At 62.4% G+C, this 16049-nt stretch carries 14 protein-coding genes; 3 read left to right on the top strand and 11 right to left on the bottom strand.

The window, feature by feature from the left end:
* Window positions 1-67 precede the first annotated feature (67 nt).
* The 9 genes from U5G49_RS02880 to U5G49_RS02840 form a co-directional block, all read right to left on the bottom strand.
* The gene (locus U5G49_RS02880; protein ID WP_193445773.1) at window positions 68-1891 is read right to left on the bottom strand and encodes a methyl-accepting chemotaxis protein; all 1824 of its coding nucleotides are present in this window, start codon (window positions 1889-1891) and stop codon (window positions 68-70) included.
* 378 nt (window positions 1892-2269) lie between these two features.
* Window positions 2270-2731: a plant virulence effector HPE1-like domain-containing protein gene (locus U5G49_RS02875; RefSeq protein ID WP_182563916.1), complete on the bottom strand. Its 462-nt coding sequence runs from the start codon at window positions 2729-2731 to the stop codon at window positions 2270-2272.
* A gap of 99 nt (window positions 2732-2830) precedes the next feature.
* Window positions 2831-4108, bottom strand: coding sequence for a phosphoribosylamine--glycine ligase (gene purD, locus U5G49_RS02870; RefSeq protein WP_166480524.1), 1278 nt, complete (start codon window positions 4106-4108; stop codon window positions 2831-2833).
* 65 nt (window positions 4109-4173) lie between these two features.
* Window positions 4174-6108 (bottom strand): DUF2207 domain-containing protein, encoded by a 1935-nt coding sequence (locus tag U5G49_RS02865; RefSeq protein ID WP_193445772.1) that lies wholly within the window; start codon window positions 6106-6108, stop codon window positions 4174-4176.
* 37 nt (window positions 6109-6145) lie between these two features.
* Window positions 6146-7408 carry a 3-phosphoshikimate 1-carboxyvinyltransferase gene (locus U5G49_RS02860; protein ID WP_193445771.1) on the bottom strand — a complete coding sequence of 421 codons (1263 nt, stop codon included), beginning with the start codon at window positions 7406-7408 and terminating at the stop codon, window positions 6146-6148.
* A 108-nt stretch (window positions 7409-7516) separates the two neighbouring features.
* A complete protein-coding gene (locus tag U5G49_RS02855; RefSeq protein ID WP_018245022.1) occupies window positions 7517-8068 on the bottom strand; it encodes a LemA family protein in 552 nt (183 codons plus the stop codon).
* Window positions 8069-8208: 140 nt separating this feature from the next.
* Window positions 8209-9165, bottom strand: a complete 957-nt coding sequence (locus tag U5G49_RS02850; RefSeq protein ID WP_018245021.1) for a glycine--tRNA ligase subunit alpha — start codon at window positions 9163-9165, stop codon at window positions 8209-8211.
* Between the two features lie 169 nt (window positions 9166-9334).
* Complete coding sequence (locus U5G49_RS02845) at window positions 9335-9526, bottom strand: membrane protein (protein ID WP_003556931.1); 192 nt, start codon at window positions 9524-9526, stop codon at window positions 9335-9337.
* 18 nt (window positions 9527-9544) lie between these two features.
* The gene (locus U5G49_RS02840) at window positions 9545-10405 is read right to left on the bottom strand and encodes a S49 family peptidase (protein ID WP_113543179.1); all 861 of its coding nucleotides are present in this window, start codon (window positions 10403-10405) and stop codon (window positions 9545-9547) included.
* Between the two features lie 183 nt (window positions 10406-10588).
* Between U5G49_RS02840 and U5G49_RS02835 the strand changes: the two genes are divergently transcribed.
* Window positions 10589-11929, top strand: coding sequence for an Nramp family divalent metal transporter (locus U5G49_RS02835; protein ID WP_018245019.1), 1341 nt, complete (start codon window positions 10589-10591; stop codon window positions 11927-11929).
* 17 nt (window positions 11930-11946) lie between these two features.
* On the opposite strand, the gene U5G49_RS02830 is transcribed toward U5G49_RS02835, so the two are convergent.
* The gene (locus tag U5G49_RS02830; RefSeq protein ID WP_130651806.1) at window positions 11947-12723 is read right to left on the bottom strand and encodes a tRNA1(Val) (adenine(37)-N6)-methyltransferase; all 777 of its coding nucleotides are present in this window, start codon (window positions 12721-12723) and stop codon (window positions 11947-11949) included.
* A 6-nt stretch (window positions 12724-12729) separates the two neighbouring features.
* Entirely contained in the window at window positions 12730-12957 is a 228-nt protein-coding gene (locus U5G49_RS02825) for a putative signal transducing protein (RefSeq protein ID WP_003545870.1), read from the bottom strand.
* A gap of 108 nt (window positions 12958-13065) precedes the next feature.
* Between U5G49_RS02825 and U5G49_RS02820 the strand changes: the two genes are divergently transcribed.
* Both U5G49_RS02820 and U5G49_RS02815 read left to right on the top strand, forming a co-directional pair.
* Window positions 13066-14082, top strand: coding sequence for a polyprenyl synthetase family protein (locus U5G49_RS02820; protein WP_018245017.1), 1017 nt, complete (start codon window positions 13066-13068; stop codon window positions 14080-14082).
* A gap of 133 nt (window positions 14083-14215) precedes the next feature.
* A complete protein-coding gene (locus tag U5G49_RS02815; RefSeq protein ID WP_018449355.1) occupies window positions 14216-16048 on the top strand; it encodes a tetratricopeptide repeat protein in 1833 nt (610 codons plus the stop codon).
* The last annotated feature ends 1 nt before the right edge of the window (window position 16049 follow it).

Here is a 16049-nt window from a genome sequence, read left to right as displayed (position 1 = left end):
ACGGCCGCCGGAGAACCGACGGCCGCTAAGAATTTGGTGATGAAAAGGCTTATTGCCTCCGCGCCGTTTAAGCGGCGCGGCGACCTTGATGCATGGCCGGAGCGGCGCTTTCGCCACTGACCCGGAAGCCGCGGATGAGGTCGATCAACTCGTCAGTATCGCTGGCCAGCGTTTCGGCCGATGCCGTGGTCTCCTCGGCCATGGCGGCGTTCTGCTGGGTGGCGGCGTCGAGCTGGTTCATCGACGAGGAGATCGAGCGCAGCGTCGTGTCCTGTTCGGAGGCGCTGTGGGCGATCTTGGCAACGATCTCGTTGGCGGCCTTGATCTGGTCGGAGATGCGCTTCAGCGCCTCGCCTGCCTCGCCGACCAGACGGACGCCATGGTCGACCTGGCTGGAGGAGCGGGCGATCTGATCCTTGATCTCCTTGGCGGCCGCGGCGGAACGCTGGGCGAGTTCACGGACTTCCTGGGCGACGACCGCAAAACCCTTGCCGGATTCGCCGGCGCGAGCCGCCTCGACGCCGGCATTCAGCGCCAGCAGATTGGTCTGGAAGGCGATCTCGTCGATGACGCCGATGATCTTGGTAATTTCCGACGACGACTTCTCGATGCCGCTCATTGCCTCGATAGCCTGGGTGACGATCGCATCGCTATGGGTGGCTTCGGTGCTGACCGCGTGGACGCGCTTGCTGGCTTCATGCGCGCCATCGGCGGTCTGGCGGACGGCGACGGTGAGTTCGTCGAGCGCGGCCGAGGTTTCCTCGAGGCTGGCGGCCTGGCGCTCGGTGCGCTGCGACAGCTCGTTGGAAGCGCGGCGGATCTCTTCCTTGCTGGTGCCGATGTCGGTGCCCTTGGCGCTGACCTTGGCCATGGCGGCTTCGAGATGCGACAGCGCATCGTTGAAGTTGTCGCGAAGGGCGGCGTATTTCTGGCCGAGATCGGCGCAGCGGACGGTGAGATCGCCGCGGGCGATCATTTCCAGCGCCTGGCCGATCGTCGTCACCACCCGCGCCTGCAGCGTGGCTTCATCCTGCTGCTGGCGCAGATTGTTTTCGCGCTCGTTTTCCAGTGCCAGCTGCTGGGCCGCCTCGCGATCGGACATCGCATGGCGCTCCCTGATCTTTTCCTGCAGCGACTGCGTCGCCTTCGCCATCATGCCCACTTCGTTATTCATGCCGGTATGCGGGATGGCGATCGAAACATCCTCTTCGGCGACAGCCTTCAGGGCGGCATGGACGTTGTTGAGAGGTCCCGAAATGCCGCGGATGACGATATAGGCGGCCGTCATGGCAAGGAAGAACAGAACGATGCTGCCGGAGAGCGCGGTGAGGATCGTGCTGTTTATCTGAGCATCGAGATCGTCCATGTAGACGCCGGTGACGACGACGACCTTCCAGGGATCGAAGGCCTGGCCATAGGCCGTCTTGCGGTAATCGCCGGCCGGCTGGCCCGGTTTGACCGTGGAATAATATTCGACGAGACCGCCGCCCTGCTGCCCGAGCTTGACCAGCTCATCGCGATAGAGCTTGCCTTTGCTGTCCGGCTGGCCCTTGTTGATCTGCCCGACTTTCGAGGCGTCGTAGTGGAATACCATCTGGACGTCGTAGCTATAACCGAAGAAATAGCCGTCCGGATCGTATTTCATCCCGTTGACGGTGGCGTAGGCCTGCTTCTGGGCATCCTCGAGCGTCATTTCGCCCGCGGTTACCTTGGCCTCGTAAAGCTTGAGAACCGAGACCGCCGACTGAACCTCGGCGCGGAGCATGTCATAACGCTCCTTGTAGATCGCATCGACCGAGGATCGGATCTGCAGGGAGGTGGCGATCGCAAAGGCGATCATCAGGCCGACGACCAGCAGTATGAGCTGCTTCGATATCTTCAAATTTTTCATGACGCCTCGCAACGGGAATGGATAGCTGCATTCCGGTGCGGTTTTCTACCGCCTGTGCGAGCGCGCCAAACAAGACGACGCGTCTACCGCTGCTAAAATAAACATGCTGCGACCGGGTAAGTAACAATTGATGCCCACCCTATAAAAAAGCTTTAACTTTATTGAATGCGATGCGAACTTCCCTCAAAATCAAGGGGTAGAGTTACAAGGCACACCGCCGGATTTTCATCCGCCGGCCTAATATCATGTCGAACTCTCAGCTTGCCCGGCGCATCAAAACAGGAATGCACCCCCGCTGCTCATCGAGGGTGCATTCGTCCACCGGTGGTGGAACCCCAAGCGATCGAAACCTTGATCAGGTAGGGGCAGGGAACTTTTTTAGAAACGCAGCTTAAACTCGGAAACGTTAATCGCTGCCGGTTGTTCCGCCATACCTGCCGCAACGGGCCTGGCGTCGCCGCCAATGACGGCCGCGGTGGTTGCATTCATGTCGATACCGTCTACCGGCGCCGCTGGCGGCGCGGCCGCAATCATGGATTCAGGCGTCGCCTTGCTGACGAAGACGACGGGCGAGCCGCCCATCCAGCCTTCGGTGCGATAGATCTTCTTTTCGCCGCCGACGTCGCGGACTTCACTTGCCTGGAAAGCGCCGGGCTTCAGCTCCGGCACCGTATAGTCCTTCTTGGTCAGTTCGGCCTGGAGCGGCGGGCAATCGGCACAGCTTTCGGTGACGATGCTGCCTTCAGCGCGCGGCGCAATCTTGCCGACCACTTCTATCGAGGACGCCATCACAGGGCCTGCCATCAGCAGGATTGCCGCACCGAGGAAAATCTGACGCATCAATGCCACTCCGTCTCATCTTGGGAGCGGTATAGCGCAGCTTTGTTTCCATCCCGTCAGGGGAAAGGGTAAAAATTTAAAGAACGGGCCGGTTTATACTCACTCCGAGCCCGTTTCGCGCTCGATCGCCCGCCAGCCGATGTCGCGCCGGCAGAAGCCGTTTTCCCATCTCACCCTGTCGAGCAGCGCGTAGGCGCGGTTCTTGGCCTCGGCAACCGTGCCGCCTGACGCGGTGACGTTCAGCACGCGGCCGCCGGTCGCAACCAGTGCACCGTCTTTCAGACCCGTGCCGGCATGAAACACCTTCTCGCCCTCGCCTGCATCCGGCACGGAAAGAATCGGCGTGTTCTTCTCGTAGGCGCCGGGATAACCCTTAGAGGCCATGACCACCGTCAGTGCCGGATCGTCGTTCCATTCGGCCTTGACCTGATCGAGCGTGCCATTGGCGGTGGCGAGCAGCAGCGGCAGGAGATCGCTCTTCAACCGCATCATCATTACCTGGCATTCAGGATCGCCGAAGCGGACATTGTATTCGATCAGCTCCGGCCCCTTCTTGGTGATCATCAGCCCGGCGAAAAAGACGCCGGAGAAGGGATGACCGCTCTCGGCCATGCCACGCATCGTCGGCTCGATGATCTCCTTCATCGTCCGCTCAACCATTTCGGCGGTCATCACAGGCGCCGGCGAATAGGCGCCCATGCCGCCGGTATTGACGCCGGTATCGCCCTCGCCCACCCGCTTGTGATCCTGGGCGGTTGCAAGCGGCAGCGCATGTTTGCCATCGCAGAGGCAGAAGAAGCTCGCTTCCTCGCCATCGAGATAGGCTTCGACGACGACTTCGGCGCCGGCAGCGCCAAAGGCGCCCTCGAAACAGTCGTCGACCGCCGCCAGCGCCTCGTCGAGCGTCATCGCAACCGTCACGCCCTTGCCGGCGGCAAGACCATCGGCCTTGACGACGATCGGCGCGCCCTCGGCGCGGATATAGGCTTTGGCCTTCGGCGCATTGTTGAAGCGTTGGTAGGCGCCTGTCGGAATGCCGTAGCGGGCGCAGATATCCTTGGTGAAGCCTTTGGAGCCCTCGAGCTGGGCTGCGGCAGCGGAGGGACCGAAAACCACAAGGCCATCGGCGCGCAGCCGGTCAGCGAGGCCGGCAACCAGCGGCGCCTCCGGGCCGACAACGACGAAATCGATCGCCTTGTCCTTGCAGAAGGCCGCGACCGCTTCGTGATCCTCGATGTCAACCGGCACGAGGACGGCGTGTTCGGCAATGCCGGGATTGCCGGGTGCGGCGTAGAATTCCGTCATCAACGGCGATTGCGCCAGCTTCCAGGCGAGCGCATGCTCGCGTCCGCCCGATCCGATCAACAGAACCTTCATGCGCGACCCTTTCCTTTTCTGTCTGGCGGTTAAGGGCCAAGGGCTAAAAGGTCAAGCGGGAAAGCTTACCAGCCCCCGCCTCCACCGCCTCCGCCGCCGCCGCCCGACGAGCCGCCGCCGGAAAAACCGGAGGAGGAACTCGATGGTGGCGGCGCGGGAATCGTCGACGCGATGGTCGAGGCCATGGACGAGGAAAAGCCGCCGATGCGATCGGAAAAGCTGCCGCTGTTGAAATTGCCGGAATACCAGGTGGGCGCATAGGCAGCAGCCGCGCCCGCAGCGGCCGCCGCAAGCCAGGTTTCGAAAGTGCGCGACCAAGGCTTTTCGACGCCGAGCGCCACCGCATAGGGCAACAGCGTCTCGAAATGCCGCGGCGACATTTCCGGAGCGCCTGCCGTGTTCATCCGGTCCTTCTCGGCAAGCGTCAGATATTGGCGCAGGCCGTCTATGCCATCCATCATCTTGGCGCCGAGCGGGGTCGGCGCGCCCATGATGAAGAAATAGAGAATGTTCAAAAGCACGATGCCGCCGACGGCAAAGAGCATCGGCGTTTCGTGCAGTTCCACCAGCGAGGAGGCAAGCGCCAGAACCATGGTCGCCAGAATGCCGATGCCGATGAAGACGCCGACGGCGGCGGCGATGATGGCGATGATCTTGCCGAACAGCGACTTGCCGCGATGCAGCGACCTGACGAGGCCGGCGGCGAACACCGAGACGAAGACCGAGATGGCGCTCGGGATCAGCATCAGCGCGATGGTGTCGGGCGCCAGCGAACCGAAGACGAACAGGATCACCAGGGCTGCGGCGCTGAGCGCGATGCCACCTGCGGTATAGGCCAGGTTGGAATTGTAATATTTGCCGCGATGCTCCTTCTCGATCGCCGAGCGGAAGGCCTGGCCGACAGACTTCACCCGCTCGCCATTGGCCTTGTCGATCGTCAGCGTCGAACCGGCACCGCCGGCAACCTTCAGCAGTTCGATTTCGCCGGCCTGGAATTTCTCCTCGCCGAGCGGTTTGCCGGTGCCTTGGATGACGATCGAATTCTTCAGGTCTTCGAGCTTGACGTAGCCGCGGACGGCAAGATTGAGGGCGGTGGCAGAGAGCGCCGTCCAGCCCTCGCCGGAGAAGCCCTTATTGTCGATATAGTTGACCAGCGCCGGCGAGATACCATCAGGCGCGTCCCAGCGCGGTACGACGACGCCACGGGCGGGATCGCGGCCGACCTTCAGCCAGGAGCGCGTGTAATAGGCGAAAACGAGGATCAGGCCGCCGAAGCCGATGAAATAATTGCGGTTGTCCTTCAACCACCAGGTGCTTTCCATATCCGCGCTCGGCGGATCGATCGAACCCTTCGGCAAGCGGATCGCGAAGGTCAGTCCTTCGTGGGCATCAAGCGGCGCGGTGGTAGAAAAGACCAGGCCAGCGCCGGTTTCGCTGACGCGGGCATTCTTTTCCGTCGCGCCCTGGGGGCCAGTGAAGAAGGCCGTCTCCGTCGCGCCGACGCCGGGCGGCAGCGTCACCGTCGCGGTGGCCAAGCGGATCGGGAAGATCCAGCCATTGCCGGTGACGTTCCAATAGAGTTCGTCGTGATCGTCGAAATAGCGGATCTGGCGATTGGTCCTGTAGGTGAAGACGTATCGATGACGGCCCGGCGTCACGGTCACGTCGGCAGAACCGGCATAGATGCGGATGCCGCCTGATATCGATTCGGTGTGCCAGGGCTCGTTATCGCCATCGCGCTGGACCGACACCATATCGAAATCGACGCTGCGGCGGCGGCCCGCGGCATCGGTGAAATAGAGCGGGAAATCACGGAAGACGCCGTGGTTGATCTGATTGCCTTCGGCATTGACGGTGATCGTTTCCGTCACCGTCATCGCGCCACTTTTTTCGAGCGCGATGTCGGAGGCAAAACTGTCGATCACCTCGGCGGCAAAGGCCGCCGGGGCGGCGAGCATCAAGACCAGTGCAAAGCAAAATCCGAAAAACCGACGCCCCATCCCTGTCTCCCGCCGGCAGCCTCGGCTGCGCGTTCCGTCAATCGTTGTCCTGATAGGTCACGCCGAGTGCCGCCAGCGTCCGCCAATAGGCGGGGAAGGTCTTGCCGACGCAATCGGGATCGAGAATGGTGATGCCGTCAATCTTCAGCCCGGCGAGCGCAAAACTCATGGCGATGCGATGATCGGCGAAGCTGTCGATATCCGCCGGCAGACGCTTGCCGGCAAGTGCGGGATCCGACTGCACGATCAGATCGTCGCCGTCTTCGTGGGCAAGCCCTGAAACAATGCGGTTGAGGCCGGTCGAGAGCGCCCGGATGCGGTCGCATTCCTTGACGCGCAGATTGGCGATGCCGACGAAGCGAACCGGCGTCTCGTTGAAGGCGGCAAGCACGGCAAGCGTCGGAACGGCATCCTGCATCTGCGAGCCGTCGATCTCTGCCGGCAGATGCGGGAATTTGGCGATGATGTCATAGGCGCGCGCATCGGGCTGCGAGAAGGTATCGGAGGGAACACCGAGATCGATCGCGCCGCCGGTGAGAACCTCGGCCGCCCAGAGATAGGTCGCAGCCGAGGCATCGGGCTCGACGATGAAATCGGCAGCGCGGTAGCCGGTGGGCTCGACACGCCAGGTGACCGGGCTGGTCTTCTCGACCTTGGCGCCGAAAGCCTTCATCGCCGCCGTGGTCAGATCGATATAGCCGAGCGCGCCAATATCCTCGCCGACGAGTTCGATGTCGACCGGCCGGTCGCCGCCGGCCGCCATCATCAGCAGCGCGGAGACATACTGGCTGGACAGGCCGCCATCGATTCGGATGCGGTCGGCCTGGAAGCGGCCGGTGCCCTTGACGGTGACCGGCGGGCAGCCGGTCTCGGCGGTCGCATCGATGCCGAGCGTGCGCATCGCCTCGACCAGCGGGCCGATCGGGCGCTTGCGCATATGTTCGTCGCCATCGACGATGACGGTGCCGTCGACGAGAGCCGCGGCCGCTGTCAGGAAGCGTGTCGCCGTGCCCGCATTGCCGAGAAAGAGCGGCGCCTTGGGCGGCAGCAGCCTGCCGCTGCCGGTGACGACGAAGGTGGTATCGTCAGGCTCGTCGATTGCGACACCCATGGCACGCAGCGCTTCGGCCATATAACGCGTATCGTCGCTCTTCAAGGCCCCGGTCAGCCGGCTGGTGCCCTTCGCAAGGCCGGCGAGCAGCAGGGCGCGATTGGTGATCGACTTGGAGCCCGGCGGCATGGCGCGGCCGGAAAGCGGCCTGCCAGGCGGGATGATCGTGAGTTTGGCTGTGCGTGTCATGCTGTTTCTTCCGTCCATGGGGCGACCTTAAAGCGCGAAATGCTCTAGCCGGCCGCAAATCTGCCCTTGCTCTTAATCGCTTTCCGGCAAAGGCAAAATGCCGGATCGTCAGAATTTCACGGTGGGGACGGCGCGATCGGCCTCGTTGGTGATTTCGAAATATTCCCGTTTCGAAAATCCGAACTGGCCGGCAACGAGATTGGACGGGAAGCTTTCGACCTTGACGTTCAGGTCGCGGGCCGCACCATTGTAGTAACGCCGCGCCATCTGCAACTCGCCTTCCATGGTTTCCAGCGAAGCCTGGAGCTCGGCAAAATTCTGGTTGGCCTTGAGATCGGGATAGGCCTCGGCGAGCGCGATGACACGACCGAGCGCCTGGCCGAGCAGGCCTTCCGCCTGCGCCCTGCCGGCGACATCGCCTGATGGAACGGCCTGCGCCTTGTTGCGGAGCTCAACCACCTCTTCGAGCGTCGACTTTTCATGGGCGGCATAGCCCTTGACCGTCTCGATCAGGTTCGGGATCAGATCGGCGCGGCGCTTGAGCTGGACGTCGATGCCCGACCAGGCCTCTTCCGCCATCTGCCGCGCGCGAACCAGGCCGTTGTAGATGAAGATGAGATAGAGCGCGACCAGAACGATGACGCCAAGCGCAATAAACATCGCGAATTCCCCCGCAGCGAAGTAATGTCCGCGCGGAGACTACGCGGGTTTGCCGGCTGCCGTCAAACGCCGATATCCGCGACGATTCGGGGTGCCCGACCAGCCGTCGATATCGACGATACGGCTGGCAGGCTGTTGCGTTACGCCGCCTCTTTGCCCAGGTTGACGCCGCCGGCATCGGTCAGCAGGAAGGCTTCGCCGCAGGCCTTTGCGAGCGTGCGAACGCGCAGGATATAGCTCTGGCGCTCGGTGACCGAAATGACGCCGCGGGCATCGAGCAGGTTGAAGACATGGCTTGCCTTGATGCACTGATCATAGGCCGGGAAGACGCATTTGTGCAGGCGCTGGTTGGCGTTGTCGCCCGGCGCGCCGGCATCGAGCAGCGCCCGGCATTCCTTTTCGGCATCGACGAAATGGCGATGCAGCATCTCGGTATTGGCGAACTCGAAATTATGACGCGAATATTCCTGCTCGGCCTGCAGGAAGACGTCGCCATAGCTGATCTTCTCGTCGCCGTCGCGGCCGTTGAAGTTCAGATCGTAGACATTGTCGACGCCCTGGACATACATGGCGAGGCGTTCGAGACCATAGGTGAGTTCGCCGGCGACGGGCGAGCATTCGATGCCGCAGACCTGCTGGAAATAGGTGAACTGCGAGACTTCCATGCCGTCGCACCAGCATTCCCAGCCGAGGCCCCAGGCGCCGAGCGTCGGGCTTTCCCAGTCGTCCTCGACGAAACGGATGTCATGCAGCAGCGGATCGAGGCCGATCGCCGCCAGCGAGCCGAGATAAAGCTCCTGCAGATTTGCAGGGTTCGGCTTCAGGATGACCTGGTATTGGTAGTAATGCTGCAGCCGGTTCGGGTTTTCGCCATAGCGGCCGTCGGACGGGCGGCGGGACGGCTGAACGTAAGCCGCCTTCCATGGCTTGGGGCCGAGGGCGCGCAGCGTGGTGGCCGGGTGGAAGGTGCCGGCGCCGACTTCCATGTCGTAGGGCTGCAGCACCGCGCAACCCTTGTCCGCCCAATAGCTATGCAGGGTCAGGATCAGCGCCTGGAAAGAGCGCTTCGGGTTCATATGGTCTGGAATAGCTGACATCGAACGGCACCGATTGCTGGGGAATTATCGGCGCGACAGGTGCCATGGAGGGCGGCGGGGGTCAAGACTTTTGCAGCGATGAAGAGGCGTCGAATGCCGATGGGGAAGAGGAATTCCGCTGCCCCTCCCCCTCACCAACCGGGTGAGCGGCAGTGCGTGGCGACGCCTTTTATTCGCCCTCGCGCTTCAGCCGGTATTCTCCCGTTGCCGGGTCCTTGACCAGCGTGCCGATCGCGCCGGTCTGACGCTCCTTTTCAGCGCGGCGCGATTTTTCGGCGAGCTTGCGGGCATCGGAGACGAAACGGCGGTAGAGCCACCAGGCTGAGAAAACCAGAATCAGGATGGTAATTAGTTGCGGCATGCCCCTCTCTTGCTCCCTTCAAAGCCCGAAACGACTCCACAATGCTCTCTCTTCCGCCGCTTCGACAAGCCCCGTTGCGAGACCGGATGCAGCGCCTTCGAATGAGACCGGCGACACACCTGGAATCCGGCGGCCGAACAGGCCGCGGCCGGCGGTGACGAGCTCCAGCTTGGTCTTCTGGCCGTAGCGCCTTTTCAGTTCCTGGCGCATGTCGCCGAGGCCATCGATGAGGCCGAGCTCCAGGCCGCGCGTGCCGCTCCAGAACAGGCCGGAAAACACCGCCGCATCATCCCTCAGCTTGCCGGCGCGACGTTCGCGCACCATTGAGATGAAGACCTGATGGATTTCGAGCTGCAGGCTCTTCAGATACTCGATATCCTTTTCCTTTTCCGGCTGGAAGGGATCGAGGATCACCTTGTTTTCGCCCGCCGTATAGACGCGGCGTTCGACGCCGATCTTCTTCAGGAGTTCGGGAAAACCGAAGCCGCCGGAGACGACGCCGATCGAGCCGACGATGGAGGTAGCATCGGCAATGATCTCGTCGCCGGCAAGGGCGATCATGTAACCGCCGGAGGCGGCGACATCCTCAACGAAGACCAGCACCTTCTTCTGCTTCTCGCGAGCGAGCTCGCGAATGCGGGTGAAGATCAGGCGCGACTGGACGGGCGAGCCGCCCGGCGAATTGATGGAGATGGCGACCGCCGGCGCGTCCTTCATGGCGAAGGCTTTTTCCAGAACCGGAGAGACATTGGCGAGATTGAGGGTCGGCCTGAACTGGCCGCCGCCGCTGATGATCGCCCCCTGCAGCCGGACGACCGGGATGGTGATGCCGTCCTTGCGGAACCGTTTCGGCAGCAGTTTTCTCAAGAATCCGGCCATTTCCCATCCTTCGCTTCGGGTCGCACGATCGCAATTTACGATCGGCATCCATGTATGCGCTGGAACGGCAAACGCAATGGCCGCGTTCCTGAAAATAGCAGGTTTGATTTTGTTGTTGCGAATGACTTGCATTATCATTCTAATTCGTCATAGTGCCCTGACGATAAAACAGGTGGAAATCGCATGGACGTCCTAAATCCGAATGCAAAGAGCGGCTGGCGGCACGAACGCGGAGAGGGATCGCTCTCCGATGTCTACCGCACCGTCGGAACCGGGCGTCACAGCTCGAGGTGGCGCAGGGCAGCAGCCTTCGCCGGGCCGGGCTACATGGTCGCCGTCGGTTACATGGACCCGGGCAACTGGGCGACCTCGCTCGCCGGCGGCTCGAAATTCGGATACGCGCTGCTCACCGTCGCACTGCTTTCCAACCTGATGGCGATTGTGCTGCAAGCGCTCTGTGCGCGTCTCGCGATCGCTTCCGGGCGCGATCTTGCGCAGGCTTGCCGCGACGCCTTTCCGAGATATGTCTCGGTACCGCTCTGGGCCCTTGCGGAAATCGCCATCATCGCCACCGACATCGCCGAGGTGATCGGCACGGCGATCGGCCTCAATCTGTTGATGGGCATCCCGCTCGAACTCGGCGTGCTGATCACCGCGCTCGACGTCTTCGTGATCCTCTTCCTGCAAAAGCTCGGCTTCCGCTGGGTGGAGGCCTTCATCATCGCGATGCTCGGCGTCATCGCGGTCTGCTTCGGCGTGCAGATCCTGCTTGCCGACCCACAGTGGGGCGCCGTCCTCACCGGCTTCTTCCCGACCACCGACATCGTCACCAATCCGGAGATGCTCTATCTGGCGCTCGGCATTCTCGGCGCGACCGTCATGCCGCACAATCTCTACCTTCACTCCGGCATCGTGCAGACGCGGGCCTACGGCCATACTGTTCCCGAAAAGAAGGAGGCGCTGACCTTTGCGACGATCGACTCGACGGTCGCGCTGTGTTTCGCGCTTCTGATCAACGCCTCGATCCTGATCCTTGCGGCGGCCGCCTTCAATGCGCACGGCAAGACCGACGTCGTCGAACTCGGCGAAGCCCATTCACTGCTGTCGCCGCTGCTCGGCCTCGCCATCGCGCCGACGCTCTTCGGCATCGCACTTCTCTGCTGCGGCCTCAACTCGACGGTGACGGCAACGCTTGCCGGCCAGATCGTCATGGAAGGCTTCCTGAAGATCCGGCTGAAGCCCTGGATACGCCGGCTGATCACCCGCGCCATCGCCATCGTGCCGGCGGCGATCGTCACCATCTGGTACGGCGACCAGGGCACGGCGCAGCTTTTGATCCTCACCCAGGTGGTGCTCAGCCTGCAGCTTTCTTTCGCCGTCTTCCCGCTTGTCATGTTCACCGCCAGCAAGGCCAAGATGGGCGAACTGGTGGCGCCCCGCTGGCTGAGCGGCATCGCCTATCTGATCGCGGTCGTCATCGCCGGGCTGAACGTCAAGCTGCTCTTCGACTTCGTCACCGGCTAAAGCGTGAACTTACCACTCTAAAGCCTGGCGTAGGCCGCCCGGCCATTGTTGAAATCATCGACGAGAGGGGAGAACTTGTGGCTCCCCTCTTCGTGCATGATCAGAGGGGCGCGCAGCGACAGCCGCGCCCGCGATCCCTTGATACCAGTCACCAGGATACGGACGGCATTTTCACCCGGACGCGGGTGGATAGCGGTGATCTCGATGCCGCCGAAGCGCCGGCCGCAGGCGGCAACGATCTCGGCGATCGACTGAGGCCTGGCGATCAGCGACAATTGCCCGCCTGGGATCATGATGGCGCCAGCCGTGCGGATCCAGCTTTCGAACAGGCCGTCGGTCATCGCATGGGCTTCGGCCTTCAGCGCATCCGGCGTGCGCCGGTCGCCGGCGTCGTTAAAGGGCGGGTTCATGATGACGTGGTGGAAGCTTTCATCGGTGAGCCCGGCATCGTTGCGCGCCTTGGCGGTCAGCGTCACATCGGCCTCGACGACGCTGACGCGGTTGGCGATATGGGCATTGTCGGGCAAGAGGATGCTGCGGCGGGCATAATCGGCCATCTCGGCCGAGCGCTCGAAAAGCACCACTTGTGAATCGGCAAGCCGCGAGGCGACGGCAAGGCCGGCAGCACCGGCGCCGGCGCCGAGATCGGCAACCCTGACCGGGCGATCGTCGGCGACCAGAGCCGCAAGCAGCATCGCATCCATGCCGGAGCGATGGCCCCTGCCCTTCGGCTGCACCACATGAAAGGCGCCGCGATGAAAGGCATCGATGGTGTCAGCGGTTTCCCCGGTCATCGGAGCTCACTTCCGCTCGCGCAACTCGCCACCGAGACCGGCATCGGTGAGGATGCGGCGCGCCTGATCGGCCATCTCCTCATCCACCAGCAGGCGACGCGACAGCATGCCGAGCGAGCCTTCCAGCACGCTCATGCCCTGGTCGGCGATGAAGCAGTGAATTCCCGCATCCTTCATCAAACTCTCGGCATAAGAGAGCAGAACGGGGTCGTTGGCGCGGATAAGCTCATGCATTTGCCGTCGTTTTCCTTCCAATTTCGCTCAGCGCGACAATTCACCCCTTGCCGCGTCCATCGCCCCTTTCTATTGTCAGGTGCAAAGAATGAACAGGAGTCCGGGTCGTTGGGCGTGGTCATACCGCTTGAAGAAAGCAAAAACAAACTGGCATCCATCAAGCCATTGGTCGATCTCACCAGGGCGGACATGGAGCGAGTGAACCAGCTCATTCTGTCCAAGGCCGGCTCCGACGTGCAGATGATCCCCGAAGTGGCGAACCATCTGATCTCGTCCGGCGGCAAGCGGCTGCGGCCGATGCTGACACTGGCTTCCGCCTCGCTGTTCGACTACAGGGGCGAAAACCACGTCAAGCTCGCCACATCGGTCGAGTTCATGCACACGGCGACGCTGCTGCATGACGACGTCGTCGACGAAAGCGATCTGCGCCGCAGCAAGCCGACGGCGCGGATGATCTGGGGCAACCAGGCAAGCGTGCTGGTCGGCGACTTCCTGCTCGGCCAGGCCTTCCGCATGATGGTCGATGTCGGCTCGCTCGATGCGCTCGACGTGTTGTCTTCCGCCGCCTGCGTGATTGCCGAAGGCGAAGTGCTGCAGCTTTCGGTCGCCAAGAACATGGAGACGACCGAGGACGATTATCTCTCCGTCATTCGCGCCAAGACGGCGGCTCTCTTTGCTGCCGCCGCCGAAGTCGGGCCGATCGTCGCAGAGGCCGGCCGCTCCGGCCGCAATGCGCTGAAATCCTACGGTATGAATCTGGGGCTCGCCTTCCAGCTCGTCGACGACGCGCTCGACTACGGCGGCAAGGCTGCCGATCTCGGCAAGAATGTCGGCGACGATTTCCGCGAGGGCAAGATCACCCTCCCTGTTATTCTCGCCTATCGCCGCGGCACCGAGGACGAGCGCGCATTCTGGCGCGATGCGATTGAAGCCGGCAACAGCACCGACGCCAACCTCGAAAAAGCGCTGGGGCTGATCACCAAATATGGCACGCTCAGCGACACGATCGGCCGCGCGATCCATTATGGTACGATCGCGCGAGACGCGCTTGCGCCGCTTCCCGATACGGTGTGGAAATCCGCCCTGATGGAAGTGATCGACTTCTGCATCGAGCGCGTCAATTGATCAAACGTCCTTGATCGCAGGCTGATTTTCTTGCGGCGCCGCTTCAAAAAAGCCATCCTGTTATGAATCAGTGATCGCAACTTGTTTTGCGGCCGGCACCATTGTCGGGACGCTGTCGAAGAAAGGTTTCCTAATGCGGCAGAGACTTGCCATCCGTCTTCTTACGAGCGCAGCGCTTGCAGCTGTCCTTTCGCTGGGCAGTGTCGGCGGCGTGAACGCCGAGGATGCGGCCAAGGCAGACGATGCCGGCACGGCCGCTCACTTTGATGCCGATAGCGTTACCAGTTTCTCCGGCGCCTTCCTTGCCGCGCGTACGGCCGATGTCGATCATGACTACGAAACGGCGATCGAGCTCTACAAGAAGGCGCTGCAGATCGAGCCCGGCAATCCCGAGATTCGCCAGCGGCTGATGATCTCGCTGCTGCTCAATGGCGACATCAAGGAGGGCGTCAAATATGCCAACGACCTGAAGGGCGATCCTTCCGTCGAGCGCATCACCACGATTGTGCGCGGCATGGATGCCGTGCGCCGCGACGACTACAAGACCGCCGAGTCCATCCTGAAATATAAGGGGCCGAACGATCTCGACCGGATGATGAACGACCTGCTGCTCGCCTGGGCCCGTGTCGGCGCCGGCCGCGGCAAGGAAGCGCTCGCCATGGTCGAGAAGATGAAGGGGCCGGACTGGTTCCGCATCTTCCAGAATTACAATGCCGGCGCGATCGCCATCGCCATCGGCGACGTGAAATCCGCCCGCCAGCATCTGAACGATGCCGTGCTCGACAAGGAAGGCGGAGCGACGGCGCCCGATACCTTCATGCGCGCGGTTATGGCTCTTGCCCGCCTCGAAGCAACACAAGGCAACAAGCAGAAGGCGCTCGACGCCGTTTCCGTCGGCGACAACCTGCTGCCGAATTATGCGCCGCTAAATGCGCTGCGCGACAGCGTCGAAAAGAACGAGAAGCAGGAACAGCAGGTCAAGACGGCCGAAGAAGGCGCTGCCGGCGTGCTCTTCTCCGTCGGTGGCGCGCTGAACCGCGACGGCGCCGAGGATATCGTCTCGCTTTACCTGCAGACGGCCAATGCGCTCGATCCGAACAGCGCCGATACGCTGGTGCTGCTCGGCGGCATTGCCGAGAAGCAGAACCAGATGGACCGCGCCATCGCGCTCTACAAGAAGGTGCCGGAGAATTCACCGATGCGGCGCATCTCCGAGCTGCAGCTCGGCCTTGCCCTTGCCCAGGGCGGCAAGGTGGATGAGGCGCGCAAGCACCTGCAGGCGCTGATCGCCTCCGACCCGAAGGACATCCGCAGTTACCTCGCCTATGGCAGCGTCCTTTCCGACGCCAAGGACTACGAGGCGATGGCCACCAATTACGACAAGGCCGTCGATGCGATCGGCCCCATTCCCGGCCGCGCCAACTGGAGCGTCTTCTTCCAGCGCGGCATCGCCTATGAGCGGCTGAAGAAGTGGGACCAGGCGGAACCGAACTTCCGCAAGGCGCTGGAGCTCAATCCCGACCAGCCGCAGGTGCTGAACTATCTCGGTTATTCCTGGATCGACATGAACCGGAACCTCGACGAAGGTCTCGGCATGATCAAGAAGGCCGTCGATCTTCGCCCTGATGATGGTTACATCATCGATTCGCTCGGCTGGGCCTATTTCCGCCTCAACCGCTTCGACGATGCCGTCGACGAGCTGGAACGGGCCGCACAGATCAAGGCCGGCGACGCGACGATCAACGACCATCTCGGCGATGCCTACTGGCGCGTCGGGCGCAAGCTCGAGGCCGTCTACCAGTGGAACCGGGCGCTCAGCTCGGAGCCTGAAGCCGCCGAAATTCCGAAGATCAAGGACAAGGTCGCCAACGGCCTGCCTCCCGCCAGCGACGATGCCAAGGCGGCCGACAAGAAGCAGCCGGATCCGGCACCCGTCATCCCGCCGCCCGTCGACAAGAAATCCTGAC

This window comes from Rhizobium indigoferae, assembly GCF_034554815.1.
Classification (GTDB): domain Bacteria; phylum Pseudomonadota; class Alphaproteobacteria; order Rhizobiales; family Rhizobiaceae; genus Rhizobium; species Rhizobium leguminosarum.
This window is presented reverse-complemented; position numbering and strand designations above follow the sequence as displayed.